Below are 20059 nucleotides of genomic sequence, written 5' to 3'. Positions count from 1 at the left end.
TTCTCCCTCGCCAGCGGACCGGCGCGACCCCGGGGACCAACGTGAAAGATCCACGCGGAACCGTTGCGTCGCAACGGGATCGACGCCGTCCATGATGGATCCCGTCGGCACCGGAAGCTAGCAGCGCAAGCTGTAAGGTAGCTGAGAGAGATCAGCCGATCACTTGCGGTGAGGGGTTTCACGGGCGCGGGTCAGCCCGGCACCGGGCCCAGCAGCGTGTCGTCCGGTCCGGCGGAACCGGCCGGGTACTCCTGCAACGGCACCGCGCCCGCCCGCCACGCGGCCAGCACCGGCTCGACGATGCGCCAGCACTCCTCGGCCACGTCGCCGCGTACCGACAGGGTCGGATCCCCCTCGAAGGCCCCCCGCAGCACCTCGCCGTACGCCGGCAGGTCACCGGGACCGAAGTCGGCGGTCAGCCGGACCCGGTCCAGGTCGAACGGGTCACCCGGACCGTTGATGTTGAGGTCCAGGCCCAGCCGGTCCGGACCGAACCCGATCCGCAGCCGGTCCGGATGCTCGTAGCCGGTCAGCCCGTCGGGCACCCGGGCCGGCTGCTTGAAGGTGATGATCGCTTCCTTGCGTACGCCGGCCGTCGCCTTGCCCGAGCGCAGCCGGAACGGCACCCCCGCCCACCGCCAGGTGTCCACCGTCAACACCAACTCGGCCAGCGTCTCGGTACCGCGCGCCGGGTCGACGCCCGGCTCGTCGGTGTAGTTCGGCAGCCGCCGACCGTCGATCTCCCCTGCGGCGTACCGGGCCCGTCGACTGGCCGTCACCGGGTCGTCGGCCCACAGCCGGGTGGCCCGCAGCACCTGCGCCTTACGGCCACGCAGCTCCGACGCCCGCAACGTCGGCGGCGGGTCCATCGCGAGCAGGGCGAGCACCTGCAGCAGATGACTCTGCACCATGTCGATCAAGGCGCCGGCCCCGTCGTAGTAGCCGGCCCGGCCCTCCAGCCCCAGGGTCTCGTCGAAGACGATGTCCACACAGGCCACGTGCGTGGCGTTGAGCACCGGCTCGAAGATCCGGTTGGCGAAGCGCAGACCGAGCAGGTTCAGCACCGTCGACTTGCCGAGGAAGTGGTCGATCCGGTGGACCTGCTCCTCCGGTACGAGAGTGGCCAGCAGTTCGTTGAGCGAGCGGGCCGAGACGCGGTCGACACCGAACGGCTTCTCCAACATCAGCCGGGTACCCGGTGGCACGCCGATGCGGGCCAGCGCCGCGGCCGACCGGGCGGTCACCAGCGGCGGCAGGGCGAAGAAGATCACCAATGGTCCGGCGCAGTCCCGCAGCAGCCGCCGCAGGTCGTCCTCGCTGGTCACGTCCGCGCTCACGTACCGGCTGTCGCGAAGGACCGCGGTCTCGTGCGGGCCGTCGGCGCCGACGGAGGCGAAGGAGTCGGCCACCCGGCGGCGCCAGCGCTCGTCGTCCCAGTCGTCCATCCCGCTACCGATCAGGCGCAGGCCGGGCACCGCCCCGGTGGCCAGCAGCCGCCCCAGGCCGGGCAGCAGCAGCCGGCCGGTCAGGTCACCGCTGGCGCCGAGCACCAGCAGCGTCTGCCGCGCCGGTGCGACGGTCGAGGAGCGTGCGGGGACGGTGGTGGGGGCGCTCGGGACCGAGGTCGTCATGGTTCCACCTTGCCCTGTCCCGGTCGCGGCGACGCACCGGACCCCACTGCCGCCGCCCCGACCGGCCACCGCGGTGACCAGTCGGCTGCTCTGGTGACCAGTCGGCTGCTCTGGCGACCGGTCCGCTGCCGCGGTGATCGGCCGGCTGCCGATGGTGAGCAGTCACCGCGTCCGGCTCGCGCGGCGATCTTCGTGTGGCAGGCTGGTGACATCCCCGCCGGCCGGCCGATGCCGGCGGCGTGCCGACCCTGCGAGGAGACGATCGATCCGATGGCTGCGGACGTCACCACCACCGACGAGTGGCAGGCCCTGCGCAAGCACGCCGACGAGATCCGCGCGACGCACCTGCGGGACCTGTTCGCCGGTGATCCCGACCGGGGCGAGCGGTTGACCGTCGAGGTGGCCGATCTCTACGTCGACTACAGCAAGAACCTGGTCACCGACGAGACCCTGACCCTGCTGACCGCGCTGGCGGAGCGGGTCGGGCTCACCGACCGGATCGCCGCGATGTTCGCCGGCGCCCACATCAACGGCACCGAGGACCGGGCCGTGCTGCACACCGCGCTGCGGCTGCCGCGCGACGCCACGCTGACCGTGGACGGGCAGGACGTGGTGGCCGACGTGCACGCGGTCCGGCAGCGGATGGCCGACTTCGCCGACCAGGTGCGCGCCGGCCAGTGGCGCGGGCACACCGGCGAGCGGATCCGCACCGTGGTCAACATCGGCATCGGCGGCTCCGACCTCGGACCGGTGATGGCGTACGAGGCGCTCAAGGCGTACCGCGACGCCGGCATCAGCTGCCGCTTCGTGTCCAACATCGACCCCACCGACATCCACGACACCACCGCCGACCTGGACCCGGCCAGCACCCTGTTCGTGATCGTGTCGAAGACCTTCTCCACCCAGGAGACTCTGGCCAACGCCCACCAGGCCCGCCGTTGGCTGCTGGCCGGGCTCGACGCGGGCGACGAGGCGGTGGCCCGGCACTTCGTCGCGGTCAGCACCAACGCGCAGCGGGTGGCCGACTTCGGCATCGACCCGGCGAACATGTTCGGCTTCTGGGACTGGGTGGGCGGCCGGTACTCGCTGCCCTCGGCGGTGGGCCTGTCGGTCATGCTCTCCATCGGCCCGGCCGGGTTCGACGAGCTGCTGGCCGGTTACCACGCCGTCGACGAGCACTTCCGCACCGCTCCCCCGGCCCGCAACGCGCCGGTGCTGCTCGGCCTGCTCAACGTCTGGTACACCAACTTCCTCGGCGCACAGACCCACGCGGTGTTGCCGTACTCGCAGTACCTGCACCGGTTCCCGGCGTACCTGCAACAGCTGACCATGGAGAGCAACGGCAAGTCGGTACGCACCGACGGCCAGCCGGTGTCGTACGACACCGGGGAGATCTTCTGGGGCGAGCCCGGCACCAACGGCCAGCACGCCTTCTACCAGCTGCTGCACCAGGGCACCCGGCTGGTGCCGGCGGACTTCATCGCGTTCAGCGAGCCCAACCACGACATCGGCGACATGCACGACCTGTTCATGTCCAACTTCTTCGCCCAGACCGCCGCGCTGGCCTTCGGCCGCACCGCCGAGCAGGTCGCCGCGGAGGGTACGGCCCCCGAACTCGTCCCGCACCGGGTGATGTCCGGCAACCACCCCACCACCTCGATCGTGGCGGACCGGCTCACCCCGGCCACCCTCGGCCAGCTGATCGCCCTCTACGAGCACATCGTCCTGACCGAGGGCGTGATCTGGGACATCAACCCGTTCGACCAGTGGGGCGTCGAGCTGGGCAAGGTGATGGCCAACCAGCTCGCCCCCCTGCTCACCGCCGACCGGCCCGACCTGACCACGCTGGACTCCTCCACCGCCGCCCTGATCCGCCGCTACCGCACCCAACGCCACCGCCGCTGACCCGCCCGACGGGTTGATCGAGAGGTGCCGGTCACGACACGACCACCACCTCTCGATCAACCCGAGCTGGGGGCGGGCGGCCCGGTAGGCTTGGCCGATCGACGCCGGCCTGCCGTACACCCGCGCCACGCTCGCCGACGACCTGAGGTCGCTGGGGGTGCGGCGCGGTTCGGTGCTGCTGGCGCACTCGTCACTCAAGGCACTCGGCTGGGTCTGCGGCGGCCCGGTCACGGTGGTCCAGGCGCTGCTCGATGCCCTCGGCCCGGACGGCACGCTGGTGGTAGCGACGCACACCCCGGACAACACCGATCCCGCCGGCTGGCGGCATCCGCCGGTGCCGGAGTCGTGGTGGCCGGTGATCCGCGCACACCTGCCCGGGTTCGATCCGGCGGTGACGCCGAGCCGGTGGATGGGCGTGGTCGCGGAGACGGTGCGCACCTGGCCCGGCGCGCGGCGCAGCGACCACCCACAGGTGTCGTTCGCGGCCGTCGGCCCGGCTGCCGAGGCAGTCGTGAGCGGGCATCGACTCGACGAGATGCTGGGCAGGAACTCGCCCGTGGGTGCCGTGTACCGGCTCGACGGTGACGTCCTGCTGTTGGGGGTGGGACACCACCGCAACACGTCGCTGCACTTGGCCGAGTACAGACTGCCGAACCCACCGCGCAGGCGGGAGGGCTCGGCTGTCCGCATCCGCACCGGCCGGGCCTGGACGCGTTGGCAGGACGTCGACACCGACGAGAGCGACTTCGACCGGGTAGGCGAGGCTTTCGAGGGCGGCGGCGCGCGGATCGGTCGGGTGGGCGCGGCCGAGTGCCGACTGATGCGCCAACGCGCGCTGGTCGACTCAAGGTCGTGCTCGATCCCGGATCGAGTCGCTATTGTGGCGCCGGGATGCCACTCGATCCAGGATCGAGCGTGATCTTGGCAAGGTGGCCAGGGCGTGTTCGGCATCGCGATCGGCAAGGCGGGCCGCACACTCATCAAACGCGCCGTCGTGCCGCGACTGCGCGCTAGCCCGGACCGCGATCCGTCTGTGCCATCAGCTCGATAGCGCCCACAAACCTCACGTCACCTCGCCTGGAAGCCCCATCGCAGCAGCCGGCCACCGGCCCTCGGCAGTCGACCTGCGGAGACCAGCTCAATCAATCTGGCGGCCCCGGGCCTTCGCGCTCGTCGTTCGGTTGGCTTTCGGGGTGCTCTGGCTCAATGGGTCACGAGCGGGTACCCGACCTCCCCCGTTGGTCGGGTGCCCGCGTCCCCTGACGCGACCGAGGAGCGAGTGCGTGACGACGACCGACATACGCGAGATCGACGTCATCGGCGAGCACGCCGGGGCGGCCCGACTGTTGGAACAGACCCTGTTCGAGGTGAAGCGGGTCATCGTCGGGCAGGACCGGCTGGTGGAGCGGTTGTTGACCGCGCTGCTGGCCCGGGGGCACTGCCTGCTGGAGGGCGTACCCGGAGTGGCGAAGACGCTCGCGGCGGAGACCCTGGCCACGGCGGTGGGCGGCAGTTTCGCCCGGATCCAGTTCACCCCGGACCTGGTGCCCTCGGACATCCTCGGTACCCGGATCTACCGGGCGTCGAAGGAGAGCTTCGACGTCGAGCTGGGGCCGGTGATGGCCAACCTCGTCCTGGCCGACGAGATCAACCGGGCTCCGGCGAAGGTGCAGTCGGCGCTGCTGGAGGTGATGGCCGAGGGGCACCTGTCGCTCGGCGGTCGCAGCTATCCGGTGCCGACGCCGTTCCTGGTGCTGGCCACCCAGAACCCGATCGAGTCCGAGGGGGTCTACCAACTGCCCGAGGCCCAGCGGGACCGGTTCCTGATGAAGGTCGTGGTCGACTATCCCACCGACGACGAGGAGTTGGGCATCCTCTACCGGATGGGCACCGGTACGCCGGCTGCCCGGCCGGTGCTCGACCCGGCCCGGCTGCTGGCGATGCAGGCCCGGGCCCGGGAGGTCTTCGTCCACCACGCGCTGGCTGAGTACGTGGTCCGGCTGGTGCTGGCCACCCGCGACCCGCGCCGGTTCGGGTTGGCCGAGGTGGCCGGGCAGTTGGCGTACGGGGCGAGTCCCCGGGCCACCCTCGGGCTGGTCGCCGCGGCGCGGGCCCTGGCCCTGCTGCGTGGGCGGGACTACGTGCTGCCCACCGACGTCCGGGAGATCGCCGGTGACGTGCTCGCCCACCGGCTGGTGCTCTCCTTCGACGCCGTCGCCGACGACGTCGACCCGGCCGAGCTGGTGCGGCGGGTGGTCGAGGCGGTGCCGCCGCCGCAGATCGCCCCGGCCCAGGAGGGCCAGGGTCCGGGTCTGGGGACGGCGGCATGAACCACGACTCGACCACGCTCGGGCAGCTGGCACCACAGCGTCGGCTGCGCCGGCTGGAGTTGACCATCACCCGCCGCCTCGACGGGCTGCTGCACGGGCAGCACCTGGGGTTGTTGCCGGGGCCCGGCAGCGAACCCGCCGGCAGCCGGGAGTACCGGGCCGGTGAGGACGAGGTACGGCGGATGGACTGGTCGGTGACGGCGCGTACCGCGGTGCCGCACGTGCGTACCGTCGACGCCGACCGGGAGTTGACCACCTGGACGCTTGTGGACGCCACGCCCAGCATGGACTTCGGCACCGCGGAGTTGGAGAAGCGGGAGCTGGCGGTGGCCGCCGTGGCGACCGTCGGGTTCCTCACCGCCGGCACCGGCAACCGGCTCGGCGCGCACCTGCTCGGCGACGCGGGGGTACGCCGATTCCCCGCCCGCACCGGACGGCACCACCTGATCAGCCTGCTGCGGACGTTGATGGAGGTGCCCCGGGGACGGCCCGCCACCCAGCCGGTGGCGCTGGCCGACGGGATCGACGGGCTGCGCCGCGCCGCCGGTCGACGCGGGCTCGCCGTGGTGGTCTCCGACTTCCTCGACGGGCTGCCCGACGAGGGTCTGGCCGGCGCGGACGGGGCGCCACCACAGTGGGAGGCGCCGCTGCGGCGGCTGGCCGCCCGGCACCAGGTACTCGCGGTCGAGGTCCGCGACCCACGGGAGCTGGAGCTGCCCGACGTCGGCCTGATCACGCTGGTCGACCCGGAGAGCGGGCGCCGCCGCGAGGTGGCCACCGGCAGCCGCCGGCTGCGGGAGCGGTACGCGGCGGCGGCCGCCGCGCAGCGGCTGGCCGTGGCGCGGGCGTTGCGCCGGTCGGGTGCGGCACACCTGCCGTTGAGCACCGACCGGGACTGGATCGCCGACATCGTCCGGCACGTCCACGCCCAGCGCCGGCTGTCCCGCGCCACCCGGAAGCCGAACGGAGGCGCCGCGTGAACACCAGCATGAGTTGGCAGTCGCCGGAGCGGTTGTGGCTGCTGGCCGGGGTGGCTGCCCTGGTCGTCGGCTATCTGGTGCTGCAACGTCGGCGCAGCCGGTACGCGGTCCGGTTCACCAACCTGCGGTTGCTGGACAAGGTGGCGCCGTCGCGCCCGACGTGGCGCCGACACGTACCGGCCGGTCTGTTCATCGCCATGCTGGCGCTGCTGGTGGTGGGTTTCGCCCGGCCCACCGACGAGGTACGCGTACCGCGGGAACGGGCCACCGTGATGGTGGCGGTGGACGTGTCCCGGTCCATGCTCGCCGACGACGTACCCCCGGACCGGTTGATCGCCGCCAAGGACGCGGCCCGGGAGTTCGTCGCGGACCTGCCGGAGGAGTTCAACGTGGGGCTGGTGGCGTTCGCCGGCAGCGCCCAGGTGATGGTGCCGCCGACCGGCGACCGGGAGGTGATGGCGGCCGGTATCGACCGGCTCGACGAGGGGATCACCGGGATCCAGGGCACCGCGATCGGCGAGGCGATCCACGCTTCGCTGGAGTCGATCCGCACGCTGGACGCGCAGGCGGTCGAGGAGCCGCCACCGGCTCGGGTGGTGGTGCTCTCCGACGGGGCCAACACCTCCGGGCGCAGTCCCACGTCGGCGGCGGCCGACGCGGTGGAGGCGGATGTGCCGGTGGACACCATCTCCTTCGGCACGCTCGACGGTCAGATCGGCGCGGGTCAGCGGGTACCGGTCGACGGGGAGACCCTGCGGACGGTCGCCGAGCAGGCCGGCGGCGGCTACTACGAGGCGGGCAGCGGCGCCGAGCTGCGCGAGGCGTACGCCGACATCGGCTCGTCAGTGGGCTACCGGATGGAGCGGCAGGACGTCTCGGCCCGGTTCATCGGTGCCGGTCTGCTGTTCGCCCTGTTGGCCGCGGCCACGTCGATGTTCTGGTTCTCCCGCCTGCCGTGACGACTTCGAAGGGACAGTTCATGACGAGCACGATTCCGGGCCTCGGTGAGCCGCGCGGGCCGCGGTTCGTCTCCCCCGACCTGCACCCCGGTGCCGCCCCGACCGGTGTACCGGCGGGCGCACCGGCTCCGCCGGTCGTACCTGGCCCGCCGCCCGGGGCGAACACTCCGCCGCGCACCGATCCCGGTGGCGGCCCGTCCCGGTGGCCCCGGTTCCTGCTGGCCGGGTTGACGCTGGTGGCGGTGTCGGCGGGCGCCGGTGGCGTGGCCGGTCATCTCGCCGCCCGCGACGACGCGCCGGAGGCGGTGGAGGCCGCCGCGCCGCCACTCGCCACCGGGCCCGGTGGCGACCTGGTGGCCGCCGCCGACCGGGTGCTGGCCGGGGTGGTGTCGGTGCAGGCGTCGACGGGTGGCCGGGGTGCCTCCGGCTCCGGTTTCCTGATCGACGACCGGGGGCATGTGGTCACCAACGACCATGTGGTGGCCCGGGGCGGCACGGTCAGTGTCGTCGGTCAGGACGGTCGGCGGTTGAGCGCACGGTTGGTCGGCCGTGACCCGGGTACCGATATCGCCGTGCTGCGCGTCGATCCGAGCAACGGGCTGCGCCCGCTGCCGCTGGCCCCGACCGGGCAGACCCGGGTGGGCGAACCGGTGCTGGCCGTCGGTTCGCCGCTGGGCCTCTCCGGCACGGTGACCGCCGGGATCGTCAGCGCGCTGGACCGGCCGGTGCGCCTCGGCGGCGGTGCCCGACAGCCGGCGGTGCAGACCGACGCCTCCATCAACCCGGGAAACTCGGGTGGGCCGCTGGTGAACGGCCGGGGCGAGGTGGTCGGAGTGAACACGGCCATCGCCACGCTGGAGGGCAGCGGCAACATCGGCATCGGCTTCGCCATCCCGGTGGACCGGGCGGCCCAGGTGGCGCAGCGATTGATCGCGAGGGGATGACGGGACGTGCGACTGCTCGTGGTGGAGGACGAGGAGGATCTGGCGGGTGCGTTGCGGGTCGGGCTGGTCCGGGCCGGGTACGCGGTCGACCTGGCGGGCGACGCGGCGGCCGCGTTCGAGTTGCTGCGGGTCAACGCGTACGACCTGATGTTGTTGGATCTGAATCTGCCGGACTCCGACGGGTTCGCGGTCTGCCGGGCGGTCCGTTCGGGTGCGGTGGAGTTGGCCGGCGGGCCGGAACTGCGGGTGCTGATGCTCACCGCCCGCGGCGCGTTGGGCGACCGGGTGCGTGGCCTCGACGAGGGGGCCGACGACTACCTGGTGAAGCCGTTCGCGTTGGCCGAGCTGCTGGCCCGGGTACGGGCGCTGCTGCGTCGGGACACCGGCGGCACCTCGGCGGTGCTGACGGTCGGCGAGTTGACCCTGGACACCGCCCGGCACGAGGCGCGGCGGGGGTTGCGCCGGTTGCGGCTCACCCGCAAGGAGTTCGGGGTGCTGGAGTATCTGATGACCCGACCGGGGCAGGTGGTGCCGGCGGAGGAGTTGCTGGAGCACGTCTGGGACGCCAACGCGGACCCGTTCACCGAGACGGTCCGGGTGACCGTGGGTACGCTGCGGCGCAAGCTCACCGGCGACGACGACGAACCGCCGATCGAGACGGTCATCGGGCGCGGCTACCGGTTGCGTGAGCGGACGGCGTGAGTGGGGTGGCGGCGTGAGTGTGTTCCGGTCGATCCGGTTCCGGTTGACGGTGCTCTACTCGACGCTGTTGTTCGCGTTGGCCGGTGCCGGGCTGCTGGTGGCGTACCTGGCGGTGGACCGGGCGATCGATCCGAAACCGATCAGCGAACGGTACGAGGCGCACCTGGTCAAGCTCAAGAGCGACGGCCGGACGGTGCCGACCGGTGTCACGATCGAGGTGGCCGAGGTGCAGCAGATCGAGGACGAGGTGAACCTGCGGCTGTTGCAGACCGTACGGGACTACTCACTGATCGCGCTCGGTGGCCTCTTCGTGGCCAGTCTCGGTATCGGCTGGGTGCTCTCCGGGCGGGCGTTGCGTCCGGTCGGCGCGATCGCCCGGACCGCGCGGGAGATCCAGGCCACCGACCTGTCGCGCCGGATCCGGCTGGAGGGCCCGCAGGACGAGCTGCGCGATCTCGGTGACACCATCGACTCGATGCTGGACCGGCTCGACCGCGCCTTCCGCGCCCAGCGTCAGCTCATCGACGACGCCTCGCACGAGTTGCGCAGCCCGTTGGCGATCATCCGGGCCAATCTGGACGCGTCGTTGACCGCGCCGGACGCCAGCGAGCAGGAGCGGGTCGCCGCGGTGGCGACCGTCGACCGGGCCACCACCCGGATGTCTCGGTTGGTGGAGGATCTGCTGGCCACCGCCCGGCGGGACGCCGACTCGACGGCCGACACCGACGTCGACCTGAGCACCGTCGCGCAGGAGGCGGGTGAGGACTTCACCCCGCTGGCCGCCGGGCGGGGGCTGCGCCTGCGGTACGCGCTCGGCGCGAACCTGGTGCTCGTCGGTGACCCCGACGCGTTGCGCCGGGCGGTGGGCAACCTGCTGTCCAACGCGGTACGGCTGTCGCCGCTGGGCGGCGCGGTCGAGGTGGCGACGGGGCGCACGGGCGGCTGGCTGTGGGTGGCCGTGGTCGACGAGGGGCCGGGCATCGCCGAGGCGGACCGGGGTCGGGTGTTCGACCGGTTCTGGCGTGGTGCGGGCGGCCGGGGTGGTGCCGGTGAGCGGCGTACCGGGCTGGGGCTGGCCATCGTCCGGCAGATCGTCGAGTCGCACGGCGGGCAGGTGGCGGTCTTCTCCCAGCCCGGTGCGGGCAGCACCTTCGTGTTCTGGCTGCCGGCGGCGGACCGCGCCGACGACGACCCGCCGCCGGCCACCGCGCCGCGGTGACCGGCGCTCGTCGGGTTATCTGTCACGCAACTGTCATCCAACCGTGCGGTCGACTCCAAGGTCCTTGCGCAAGGTGGTGGTCGATCGGGACGGCGCGTCGGGACGCCGGCCTCGACGACGAAGGAGACCGCTGTGGTGATGCCGTGGCCCTGGCCGATGCCCGACGACCACTCGTTTCGCGCGCTGTGGGACGAGCCGCAGGACCATGACGAGGACGTCCGGCTCGCCGCGTTGGTCGCCCAGCGGCTGAGCGCCGACTGGAGCACCCGCCGTCAGCAGATCACCGTGATGGTGCAGAACCGGGTCGTGATCCTCACCGGTCTGGTCGCCGGTGCCGAGACCCGGCGTGCCGCCGGTGAGTTGGCCTGGGATGTCGAGGGTGTGGCGGACGTCTGCAACGCCCTGCGGCTCGCCGGGCACCGGCGCAGCCGCCGCTGAGTTCCGGCCCGCCCGCACGCCCGGCACCGGCAGTGCGGGCGGGCCGGACACGGGGTGGCGCGGTCGGGCCAGGTCGCGCCGCCGCCGACCCGGCCGACGGTCCGCGCCGATCGGCGGTCGGACGTCGACGGTCAGGTCCGCTCGGCGGTCAGCCGGGCCAGGGCCTCGGCGCGGTCGACGGCCACCGACAGCACCTTGTCCAGGCCGGTGACCTGTAGCACCTGGCGGATCAGGGGCGAGGTGACCGCGACGCAGACGCGGGCGCCCCGTTCGGCGGCGGTGCGGTGGGCGCGGACCAGCAGGCCGAGGGCGGTGGAGTCGAGCAGGTCGGTACGACCGAGGTCGATCAGGACGTCACCGCCCATGTCGGCGGCGTGCCGCAGGGCCAGGCGCAGCGTGTCGCCGGTGTCGAGGTCCACGTCACCGGCGACGGTCACCACCGTCACGCCGTCGATGTGCTCGATGCCGAGGATTCCGCCGGGTACGCCGCCGGCGGCCGGGCCGAGCCGGATGCAGTGCGCGCAGCGGTGCGGGCCGGCGGCCAGTGGCGAGCCGCCCCAGCCGTGCTCGGAGAGCAGCGTCCAGACCACCTCGCCGTCGGCGGGTGGGCGCGGGCCGGTGACGGTGTCCCCGCAGTTGTCACAGGTCAGGGTGACCAGGTGGTCGTCCAGGACGACGGCCATGCCGGCCTCCTCCCACGTCGGATCGGTCGGGCACCCACCCTGCACCGGTCAGGTGGCGGGCACCGCGCGGACATGTGACGGTTGGGTGACGAATCCGTTTCCACCGGTTCGGTCGGATGGCTGACCGCTGGCCGGGAACGCCCCGGTTTATCTGCGACTATAACTATGAGGCACATGAATGTGACCGTGTGCGACAGGAGGTCGAATGATGTGGACCGGACTGCCCACCGACGAACCGGTCGGCACGCTGGAGGTCGTACACCGGTTCCGGAAGGCCATGCCCACCGGCGTGACCGTCTCGCACCGGGGCCGGATCTTCGTCAACTTCCCCCGCTGGGGTGACCCGGTTCCGGCGACCGTGGTCGAGCTGCGTCGGGGACGCGAGGTGCCCTTCCCCGACCTGCGGTGGAACACCCCGTCGGGCAACACCGACGAGTCCGCGTTCGTCTCGGTGCAGAGCGTCGTGGTCGATCCGGCCGACCGGCTGTGGGCGCTGGACACCGGCAGCCCGATGTTCGAACCCACCGCCCCCGGTGGCCCGAAGCTGGTCCGCGTCGACCTGAGCACCGACACCGTCGCCCAGGTCATCACCTTCCCGCCCGACGTGGCGCTGCCCACCAGCTACCTCAACGACGTACGGTTCGACCTGCGGCGCGGGGAGGCCGGGATCGCGTACATCACCGACTCCGCCGACGGCGCGCCGAACGCGATCATCGTGGTCGACCTGGCCACCGGTGTGTCGTGGCGCCGGCTCGACGACCACCCCTCGACCAAGGCCGCGCCGCTGGCGGACTTCCGGCCGGTGGTCGAGGGTCGCCCGTTCCTGGCCCGGCCGGCGCAGGGGGCGCCGCAGCCGGTGGGCGTCGGCGCCGACGGCATCGCCATCTCCGCCGACGGCGCCCGGCTGTACTACTGCGCCCTGGCCACGCGCCGCTGGTACAGCGTCGCCACCGACGCACTTGTCGACCGCACGCTCGGCGAGGCCGAGGTGGCCGCCACGGTGGTCGACGAGGGCGACAAGGGCGGCGGAGCCGACGGCCTGGAGTCCGACGACGCCGGTCGGCTCTACCTCACCAACTACGAGCACAACGCGGTGCTGCGTCGGCGACCGGACGGCGAGTACGAGACGGTGGTGCACGACGCGCGGCTGCTCTGGCCGGACACGTTGAGCGTGGCCACCGACCGGCACCTGTACGTGATCGCCAACCAGGTGCACCGGCAGCCGCCGTTCAACGGTGGCCGCGACCTGCGCCGCAAGCCGTACGCACTGTTCCGGACCCGGATCGACGCCGGCCCGGTGTTGCTGCGGCCGTGACGCGCTGCTGCTGCCCGACCGGCAGCAGTTTGCTGCACAACCTCGACGGCAGGCCACCTGCCGTGGCCGGCGACGGCGCCTCGATCGGGTGGTGCCGGCGCTCGCCACGGCGGCGCCGATGGGCGCGCCCGTAGCGTCGGGATGCAGCGACGACGAGGTGAGGAGTGGGTCGGTGACCGAGCCGGAGGAAGATCAGGAGAAGAGCGCGAAGGTCGACCCGGTGCTGTTCTCCCCCGACGGCGACCCGCACCACAACCCGGCCCAGGCGCCGCAGCCCGACGAGCACCTGGCGGTGACCTTCTCCCACGACGACGAGACCGAGGTCCTCGACGACGAGCAGTGACGGTGCCGGTCACCGGTGCCGGGCGCGCAGGGCGGCGGCGAGTTCCTCGTCGTAGGTGGCGAGTTCGTGCCCGTCGGCGTCGTAGGCCACCAACCGGCCGTGGGCCATCGTCGCCGAGCGGAACGAGAAGGTGCGCACGCCGGGGTAGGCCGCCAGCAGCGGGATGGCGCGCGGCGGGCCACCGGGCGCGGAGTGGTACTCCAGCCGGTCCACCCGGTCGGAGACCACCCCGTTGACGCGTACCTTGGTCTTCTCGGTGCGGGTGCCGAAGGTGACCGGGGCCGCCGTGCCGAACCGGGCGCACTGGGTCGCGTCCCGGCAGACGAAGAAGTAGCGCGGGTTGACCACGTCCTGCATCCGGTACGCCTTGAAGGTGGGGTCGGCGCCCGCCGGCAGCGGCTGCACGGCGAAGAACGCCAGTACCCCGGCGGCGGCGACGCCCACCCGCAGCCACGCCCGCCGCGACGCGGCGCGGGGCTCCGGCCGGCCGGCGACCACCGCGACGGCGCCGAAGCCCACCAGACACAGCGCGACCACGCCGAGGGCGCGGGCGTTCTCCAGCAGGAACTGCACGCCGGGGCGCATCGAGACCGGCCCCAGCGCCACTCCCAGCGAGATCACCATCGACGCCAGCAGCGCGGCACCGGCCACCCGGCGGGTCACCCCGGCGGCGCCGACCAGCAGCATCGCGGCCAGCACCGGCCACACCTGGTGGTGGGTCCAGGAGACCGGGGAGGCCGCCACGGTGGCGCAGCCGACGAGCACCGCGGCGTGCCCGGGCAGACCCCGGGCGGCCAGTTGCCGGGCCCGCAGCAACGCCACCGCGCAGATGCCGGCCACCAGCACCGCCCAGACCACCGGCAGGTACGCCGGGTCCAGGCCGAGGCGCAGCAGCATGCCGTGTACGGACTGGTTGCCCAGCGAGGCCAGGTTGCCGATCCGGGAGGTCTGTGCCACGGTGCCCGCCCAGTAGGTGAGGCTCTCCCGGGGCAGCACGACCAGGGCGAGAGTGGCGCAGCCGACGAAGGCGGCCAGCGCACGGGCGGCGTCCCGGTACCGTCCGCAGACCAGGAAGTAGGCCACGAACAGCAGCGGGGTGAGCTTGATCGCCGCCGCCACGCCGACCAGGACTCCCCGGGTACGCGAGGGACGGCCGACGGCGTCGAGCAGGGCCATCAGCACGATGAAGATGCTCACCTGACCGAAGCGCAGGTTGCTCTGCACCGGTGCGGAGAGCATGAGTACGGCGGCCACCGCCGCGACGGCCAGCGGCCGGCCGGCTGCCGTACCGGGATCGGGCCGACGGCCGGCTGCGGTTGCCGGATCCGCCTGGCGGCCGGCTCCCGTGGTGGCGAGGGTGCGGCCGATCGGCACGGCGACGGCGATCACCGCCAGGCAGGTCGCCGCCAACCAGATCGCCTCGGCCACGCCGAGCGGTACGGCGGTGATCGGCCAGAGCACCAGCGCGGCGAACGGCGGATAGGTGAACGGTCCACCGTTGGCCGCCGCGTACTCGTAGAGGGGTCGCCCGGCCCGCAGGTCGACCAGCGCGCCGTGGTAGATGTGCAGGTCGGACAGGTGGTCGGGGCGTCGCAGTACGAGCGCGACGGAGACCAGCGCGGTCAGCGTGAACACGGTCCAGAGCAGTACGACCCGACGATCCCGCATGGACCGAGGATAAGGATCCTCGCCGGGGTCGGCTGCCCCGCGACACGGGCCCGGCGTCTTGTCACCACCCCCCTGCGCCAACGATAATCGTCGATGTTCCTGAGCCGGACGAGATCGGGCACCGGGCAGCCCTCGATCGGAGCACCGCCCTGTCCACCCCCGTCCCAGGGAGCCCTCCCGATGAAGAACGCGATCAGACTGTGCTGCGCCGCCCTCGCGGCGGTCATCCTGACCGCGCTGGCGGCGTTGTCGATCCCGGCACCGGCGTCGGCGGCCACGCTGACCGAGGTGACCAACTTCGGCACCAACCCCAGCAACCTACGCATGTACCTGTACGTGCCGGACCGGCTCGCGCCCCGGCCGGGGCTGCTGGTCGCGGTGCACTACTGCACCGGCACCGGCCCGGCGCTGCACTCCGGCACCCAGTTCGCGGCCCTGGCCGACCGGTACGGCTACCTCGTGGTGTACCCGTCGGTCACCCGCAGCAGCCAGTGTTTCGACGTCTCCTCGCCGCAGGCGTTGCGGCGCGGTGGCGGCAGTGACCCGGTCGGCATCATGTCCATGGTCGACCACGTCCGGCAGCGCTACCCGGTCGACCCGACCCGCATCTTCGCCACCGGCGTCTCGTCCGGGGCGATGATGACAAACGTACTGCTCGGCCTCTACCCGGACGTGTTCGCCGCCGGGGCCGCCTTCTCCGGCGTACCGTTCGGCTGCTTCGCCACCAGCAACGGCTCCGAGTGGAACAGCGAGTGCGCCAACGGGCAACTCGTACGTACCCCGCAACAGTGGGGTGACCTGGTCCGCAACGCGTACCCGGGTTACTCCGGCCCGCGCCCGCGGATGCAGACCTGGCACGGCACCAACGACGACGTGCTGCGTTACCCCAACTTCGGTGAGCAGATCAAGCAGTGGACCAACGTACACGGCCTGAGCCAGACGCCCACGTTCACCGACAGCCCGCAGGCCGGCTACACCCGGACCCGCTACGGCGGCTCGGGCGGGCAGGCGCCGGTGGAGGCGATCAGCATGCAGGGCGTGTCGCACAACCTGCCGGTCGACGCCGCGCAGGCCATCCGCTTCTTCGGCCTGGACACCACCGCACCGACCAGCCCGCCGCCGACGTCCACCCCGTCGCCGACCGTACCGCCGACCCCGACGCCGAGTCCGACACTGCCGCCGACCCCGACCCCGCCGCCGGGCACGGGCTGCCGGATCGGGTACGCGGTAAACGCCTGGAACACCGGGCTGACCGCGTCGGTGACCATCACCAACACCGGCGCCACGGCGGTCAACGGCTGGAGCCTGGCCTTCACCCTGCCCACCGGGCAGCGCATCACCGGCGGCTGGAACGCCACCTACTCCCCCACCTCGGGTGCGGTGACCGCCCGCAACGTCTCGTACAACGCCGCCATCGCCCCCGGTGGCTCGGTCACCATCGGTTTCCAGGCCGACCACGGCGGCAACGCCGCCGCCCCGACCGCCTTCACCCTCAACGCCGTCCCCTGCTCGCTGGCCTGACCCGCGAGACCGCACCGTCGGCGCCCGGGCGACACACCCGCCGTCCGGGCGCCGTCCCGGTACGCACACCACCACCGCTCCCCTGGAGGAAACGCATGCTGTTCAGGGCACTCCCCAGACGACTCCGACAGGCCCTGGTGCTCGTGGTCGCGCTCGCGTTGCTCGGCGTGGCCGGCGCCGTCGCGGCACCGGCCGCCCGGGCCGCCACCGTCGACCCCAACGCCAGCTACGTCATCGTCAACCGGCACAGCGGCAAGGCGATGGACGTGTGGAACTGGTCGACCGCCGACAACGCCCCGATCAACCAGTTCACCCGCAACGACGCCGTCGTGCAGCAGTGGCGCTTCGTCGACGTGGGCGGCGGCTACCACCAGATCCGCTCGGTGCACAGCGGAAAGGTCCTCGAACTGCCCAACGCCAACGACGGCGTCCAACTGGTACAGAACACCGCGGCCAGCGGCAACACCCGTCAGCACTTCCGGCTGGCCGACTCCGACGGCGGTCACGTTCGGCTGGTCAACCGGCACTCCAACAAGGCGCTCGACCTGTGGGGCTGGTCGACCGCCGACGGCGCGATGATCTCGCAGTACCCGGACGTCGGCGGCGCCAACCAGCAGTGGCGGTTGGTGCCGGTCGGTGCCGCCGCCGGCTGCGGCAGCGGCGCGTTCCAGACCGAGGCGGTGCTCAACGGCTCGACGTGGACCGCCCGCACCGCCGGTGGCGCGGTCCACCACACCGGCGGCGACATGCGGGCCGCCGTGCAGGCCGCGGTGAACGCCCTGCCCGCCGGGCGGACCAGCAAGCAGCGGGTGGTGGTACGCGGCTCCGGCAGCATCAGCGCCGGTTCCCGCATCTCGCTGCCCAGCTACACCACGATCGACGTGTGCGGCACGATCAACGTGACCGGATCCGGCAGCGGCGATCAGGCGCCGATCTACTCACGCGGCACCACCCAGGTCGAGGTGCAGAACCTCACCGTCACCGGTGCCCCGCTGTACGGGATCTTCCTGCGCAACGTCACCGACGTGGTGCTGGGCCGGATCGAGATGCGGCTCTCCGGCGGGTTGGGCGTACGCATCGACAACCGGGGCGACACCAGCCAGTGGACCCGCAACGTACGCATCGACGACGTGTACGTCTCCGGTGCCGGCTCGCACGCGGTGGAGACGTACGGTGTGGACGGGTTGACGATCGGCACGGTGACCGCCCGCAACGTCGGCGAGTCCGGGCTACTGCTCAACCAGACCATCAACGCCACGGTGACCACGGTCGACGCGGAGAACGCGGGCAGCGGCACCGGCTACGCGGCGTTCCGGATCGCCAACCGGGCCGGGCGCGTCGGCAACGCCTACCCGACCAACATCCGGGTCGGTACGGTGCGGGCCCGCGGCGGCGGTCGGGGGATCTTCTGCGTCTCGGAGTCCGGTGGGCTCGCGGTCAACCGGGTCGACATCGCCAACACCGGCAACAACGCCATCCTGATCGAGAACTGCACCGGGGTGGATGTCGCGGCCGGCGGCGGCACGATCAGCGGCGGCGGTGAGCTGCGGCTGGCCGCCCGCGCCGAGTTCCCCGGCAACCGGGACATCGGCCTGCGCAACTTCACGCTGGTGAACAGCCGGATCCTGGAGAGCCCCTGCACGACCAACCTGACCATCAGCAACATCACCCTGAGCAACTCGACGATCAGCCGCTGCTGAGCCCCAGCACCACCCCAACCTGGTTGATCATGAGGTTGGCGGCGAAGTCGATCTCCTCGACTGCCGCCAACCTCATGATCAACGTGGGACCGGCCGGGGGCGATTCGTCAAGCAGGGGCCGTTCGTTGCACTCAGCTGGCGGTGCAGGTGGGGGTGGCGGTGGGACCGACACCGTTGCCCTGGAAACCGAACTCGGTGGTGGTTCCGGCGCTGACCGTGCCGTTGTAGCTCACGTTGCGGAAGTTCACGTTGCCGCTGCTACCGCTGGCCTGGGCGTTCCAGGTGTTGGTGACGGTGCTGCCGCCGGGTATCGAGATGTTCACCGACCAGCCGTTGAGCTGCGACGAGCCGGCGGTGACCCGGACGGTGGCGACGAATCCGCCGGTCCACGAGTTCAACGAGATCGACGCGGTGCAGCCGGCGCCGCCCGGCGGCGGAGTGGTGGGCGGCGGAGTGGTGGGCGGCGGGGTGGTGGGCGGCGGGGTGGTGGGCGGCGGAGTCGTCGGCGGCGGGGTGGTGCCGCCCGCGTTCAGCGCCTCCAGGGTGGCGTTGTACGCCTGCTTCTTGTTGCCGTTGTTGTCGAACAGCAGCGGGGTGCCGCCGGAGCGCCAGGAGTCCGAGTCGCGGATGCCCCACACGGTGATGCCGGTGCAGCGGGCGACCGCGAGGCAGTCGGTGACGACCCGGCGGTACGTCTCGGCCTGCGCGCTGCCGGAGCCCTCGATGTCCAGCTCGGTGATCTGCACGTCCACCCCGAGGGCGGCGAAGCTGGACAGCGTGGTCCGGTAGTTGCCCGGGTACGGCGAGTTGGGGTTGAAGTGCGACTGGAGGCCGACGCAGTCGATCGGCACACCGCGCTGCTTGAAGTCCTGCACCATCCGGTAGACGGCCTGGGTCTTGGCGTGCGTCCAGTCATCGGTGTTGTAATCGTTGTAGCAGAGCTTGGCGCCGGGGTCGGCGGCCCGGGCGGCGCGGAACGCCGCCTCGATCCAGTCGTTGCCGGTGCGCTGGAGGTTGGAGTCACGGCGGGCACCGCTGCTGCCGTCGGCGAACGCCTCGTTCACCACGTCCCAGGAGTGGATCTTGCCGCGGTAGTAGCTGGCGACCTGGGTGACGTGGTTGAGCATCGCGTTACGCAACGCGGTGCCGGACATGCTCTCCATCCACCGCGGCTGCTGCGAGTGCCAGGCCAGGGTGTGGCCGCGCACGCTCCAGCCCCGGCTGAGGGCGTGGTTGACGATGCGGTCCGCGTTGGTGAAGGTGAACTGCCCCTGGTTCGGCTCGAGCGCGTCGATCTTCATCTCGTTCTCGGCCGTGACCGAGTTGAACTCACGGTTGAGGATGCCGACGTAGGTGGAGTCGGAGAGCTTGTGGGCCGCCACCGCGGCGCCGAAGTAGCGACCCTTCTCGGCCGCCGAGGCGCCCAGGGTGGTCGCCGCGCTGGCGCTGGAGGCCACCACCACACTGGTGGCGGCGAGGGCGAGACCGACCACGGCCGAGATCAGCGCGGTGCGCGATCGCGGTCGGGTCGCGGGACGCCCACTGGCGCGGGCGAACGCGTTGTTCATGGCATGAGCCTTTCGACGAAGCCGTGCTGACGGGAAGCCGGCCCCGACTACTGCCCAACACGGTGGCCCTTCCCTCGCCGACGCGGTCGCCCGGATGCCGCGCCGGCCGGTGCACTCGGCCAGCCACCGTGAGTAGATCGAGGCTGTTCTATC

General features: G+C 72.1%; 17 protein-coding genes. 13 read left to right on the top strand and 4 right to left on the bottom strand.

Annotated elements, in window-relative coordinates:
• Nucleotides 1-191 precede the first annotated feature (191 nt).
• On the bottom strand, nucleotides 192-1631 hold the full coding sequence (locus D2L64_RS00330; protein ID WP_119572412.1) for a glucose-6-phosphate dehydrogenase: 1440 nt from the start codon (nucleotides 1629-1631) through the stop codon (nucleotides 192-194).
• Nucleotides 1632-1901: 270 nt separating this feature from the next.
• Between D2L64_RS00330 and pgi the strand changes: the two genes are divergently transcribed.
• The 9 genes from pgi to D2L64_RS00285 all read left to right on the top strand — a co-directional run bounded on the left by pgi (nucleotide 1902) and on the right by D2L64_RS00285 (nucleotide 11108).
• On the top strand, nucleotides 1902-3536 hold the full coding sequence (pgi, locus tag D2L64_RS00325; protein WP_119572795.1) for a glucose-6-phosphate isomerase: 1635 nt from the start codon (nucleotides 1902-1904) through the stop codon (nucleotides 3534-3536).
• 157 nt (nucleotides 3537-3693) lie between these two features.
• Nucleotides 3694-4455 carry an aminoglycoside N(3)-acetyltransferase gene (locus D2L64_RS00320; protein ID WP_233558678.1) on the top strand — a complete coding sequence of 254 codons (762 nt, stop codon included), beginning with the start codon at nucleotides 3694-3696 and terminating at the stop codon, nucleotides 4453-4455.
• Nucleotides 4456-4834: 379 nt separating this feature from the next.
• Nucleotides 4835-5866: an AAA family ATPase gene (locus tag D2L64_RS00315; protein ID WP_325049891.1), complete on the top strand. Its 1032-nt coding sequence runs from the start codon at nucleotides 4835-4837 to the stop codon at nucleotides 5864-5866.
• Complete coding sequence (locus D2L64_RS00310) at nucleotides 5863-6846, top strand: DUF58 domain-containing protein (RefSeq protein WP_119572409.1); 984 nt, start codon at nucleotides 5863-5865, stop codon at nucleotides 6844-6846. Before D2L64_RS00315 ends, D2L64_RS00310 begins: the two co-directional genes overlap by 4 nt.
• 8 nt (nucleotides 6847-6854) lie before the next feature.
• Nucleotides 6855-7805, top strand: a complete 951-nt coding sequence (locus D2L64_RS00305; RefSeq protein ID WP_119572794.1) for a VWA domain-containing protein — start codon at nucleotides 6855-6857, stop codon at nucleotides 7803-7805.
• Nucleotides 7806-7825: 20 nt separating this feature from the next.
• Complete coding sequence (locus tag D2L64_RS00300; RefSeq protein WP_119572408.1) at nucleotides 7826-8749, top strand: S1C family serine protease; 924 nt, start codon at nucleotides 7826-7828, stop codon at nucleotides 8747-8749.
• Between the two features lie 6 nt (nucleotides 8750-8755).
• Entirely contained in the window at nucleotides 8756-9451 is a 696-nt protein-coding gene (locus tag D2L64_RS00295; RefSeq protein ID WP_199714351.1) for a response regulator transcription factor, read from the top strand.
• Nucleotides 9452-9464: 13 nt separating this feature from the next.
• Nucleotides 9465-10670 carry a sensor histidine kinase gene (locus D2L64_RS00290; RefSeq protein WP_119572792.1) on the top strand — a complete coding sequence of 402 codons (1206 nt, stop codon included), beginning with the start codon at nucleotides 9465-9467 and terminating at the stop codon, nucleotides 10668-10670.
• A gap of 138 nt (nucleotides 10671-10808) precedes the next feature.
• A complete protein-coding gene (locus tag D2L64_RS00285) occupies nucleotides 10809-11108 on the top strand; it encodes a BON domain-containing protein (RefSeq protein ID WP_119572791.1) in 300 nt (99 codons plus the stop codon).
• Nucleotides 11109-11239: 131 nt separating this feature from the next.
• On the opposite strand, the gene D2L64_RS00280 is transcribed toward D2L64_RS00285, so the two are convergent.
• On the bottom strand, nucleotides 11240-11791 hold the full coding sequence (locus D2L64_RS00280; RefSeq protein ID WP_119572407.1) for an STAS domain-containing protein: 552 nt from the start codon (nucleotides 11789-11791) through the stop codon (nucleotides 11240-11242).
• Between the two features lie 205 nt (nucleotides 11792-11996).
• Here D2L64_RS00280 and D2L64_RS00275 point away from each other — a divergent pair, with 205 nt between their 5' ends.
• Together D2L64_RS00275 and D2L64_RS27440 are read left to right on the top strand one after the other, a co-directional pair.
• Nucleotides 11997-13106 carry a major royal jelly family protein gene (locus tag D2L64_RS00275; protein WP_233558677.1) on the top strand — a complete coding sequence of 370 codons (1110 nt, stop codon included), beginning with the start codon at nucleotides 11997-11999 and terminating at the stop codon, nucleotides 13104-13106.
• A 172-nt stretch (nucleotides 13107-13278) separates the two neighbouring features.
• Nucleotides 13279-13449, top strand: coding sequence for a hypothetical protein (locus tag D2L64_RS27440; protein ID WP_199714350.1), 171 nt, complete (start codon nucleotides 13279-13281; stop codon nucleotides 13447-13449).
• A 9-nt stretch (nucleotides 13450-13458) separates the two neighbouring features.
• Here the strand turns inward: D2L64_RS27440 and D2L64_RS00270 are convergent, their stop codons facing one another.
• Complete coding sequence (locus D2L64_RS00270) at nucleotides 13459-15117, bottom strand: glycosyltransferase 87 family protein (protein ID WP_119572405.1); 1659 nt, start codon at nucleotides 15115-15117, stop codon at nucleotides 13459-13461.
• 180 nt (nucleotides 15118-15297) lie between these two features.
• On the opposite strand from D2L64_RS00270, the gene D2L64_RS00265 reads away from it, so the two are divergent.
• Together D2L64_RS00265 and D2L64_RS00260 are read left to right on the top strand one after the other, a co-directional pair.
• On the top strand, nucleotides 15298-16638 hold the full coding sequence (locus D2L64_RS00265; RefSeq protein WP_119572404.1) for an extracellular catalytic domain type 1 short-chain-length polyhydroxyalkanoate depolymerase: 1341 nt from the start codon (nucleotides 15298-15300) through the stop codon (nucleotides 16636-16638).
• A 95-nt stretch (nucleotides 16639-16733) separates the two neighbouring features.
• Nucleotides 16734-18338 carry an RICIN domain-containing protein gene (locus D2L64_RS00260; protein WP_119572403.1) on the top strand — a complete coding sequence of 535 codons (1605 nt, stop codon included), beginning with the start codon at nucleotides 16734-16736 and terminating at the stop codon, nucleotides 18336-18338.
• 131 nt (nucleotides 18339-18469) lie between these two features.
• Here the strand turns inward: D2L64_RS00260 and D2L64_RS00255 are convergent, their stop codons facing one another.
• Entirely contained in the window at nucleotides 18470-19906 is a 1437-nt protein-coding gene (locus D2L64_RS00255; RefSeq protein ID WP_119572402.1) for an endo-1,4-beta-xylanase, read from the bottom strand.
• Between the last annotated feature and the right edge of the window lie 153 nt (nucleotides 19907-20059).

Origin of the sequence: Micromonospora radicis (genome assembly GCF_003583405.1) — a bacterium.
GTDB classification, from domain to species: Bacteria; Actinomycetota; Actinomycetes; order Mycobacteriales; family Micromonosporaceae; genus Micromonospora; species Micromonospora radicis.
Note: the sequence above shows the minus strand (reverse complement) of the source record. Positions and strands in the feature narration are given on the sequence as shown.

What these genes read in the sequence shown, in the direction of transcription:
- D2L64_RS00330 (WP_119572412.1), bottom strand. Translation starts at nt 1,631, where the DNA reads ATGACGACCTCGGTCCCGAGCGCCCCCACCACCGTCCCCGCACGCTCC.
- pgi (WP_119572795.1), top strand. Translation starts at nt 1,902, where the DNA reads ATGGCTGCGGACGTCACCACCACCGACGAGTGGCAGGCCCTGCGCAAG.
- D2L64_RS00310 (WP_119572409.1), top strand. Translation starts at nt 5,863, where the DNA reads ATGAACCACGACTCGACCACGCTCGGGCAGCTGGCACCACAGCGTCGG.
- D2L64_RS00305 (WP_119572794.1), top strand. Translation starts at nt 6,855, where the DNA reads ATGAGTTGGCAGTCGCCGGAGCGGTTGTGGCTGCTGGCCGGGGTGGCT.
- D2L64_RS00300 (WP_119572408.1), top strand. Translation starts at nt 7,826, where the DNA reads ATGACGAGCACGATTCCGGGCCTCGGTGAGCCGCGCGGGCCGCGGTTC.
- D2L64_RS00285 (WP_119572791.1), top strand. Translation starts at nt 10,809, where the DNA reads ATGCCGTGGCCCTGGCCGATGCCCGACGACCACTCGTTTCGCGCGCTG.
- D2L64_RS00280 (WP_119572407.1), bottom strand. Translation starts at nt 11,791, where the DNA reads ATGGCCGTCGTCCTGGACGACCACCTGGTCACCCTGACCTGTGACAAC.
- D2L64_RS00275 (WP_233558677.1), top strand. Translation starts at nt 11,997, where the DNA reads ATGATGTGGACCGGACTGCCCACCGACGAACCGGTCGGCACGCTGGAG.
- D2L64_RS00270 (WP_119572405.1), bottom strand. Translation starts at nt 15,117, where the DNA reads ATGCGGGATCGTCGGGTCGTACTGCTCTGGACCGTGTTCACGCTGACC.
- D2L64_RS00265 (WP_119572404.1), top strand. Translation starts at nt 15,298, where the DNA reads ATGAAGAACGCGATCAGACTGTGCTGCGCCGCCCTCGCGGCGGTCATC.
- D2L64_RS00260 (WP_119572403.1), top strand. Translation starts at nt 16,734, where the DNA reads ATGCTGTTCAGGGCACTCCCCAGACGACTCCGACAGGCCCTGGTGCTC.
- D2L64_RS00255 (WP_119572402.1), bottom strand. Translation starts at nt 19,906, where the DNA reads ATGAACAACGCGTTCGCCCGCGCCAGTGGGCGTCCCGCGACCCGACCG.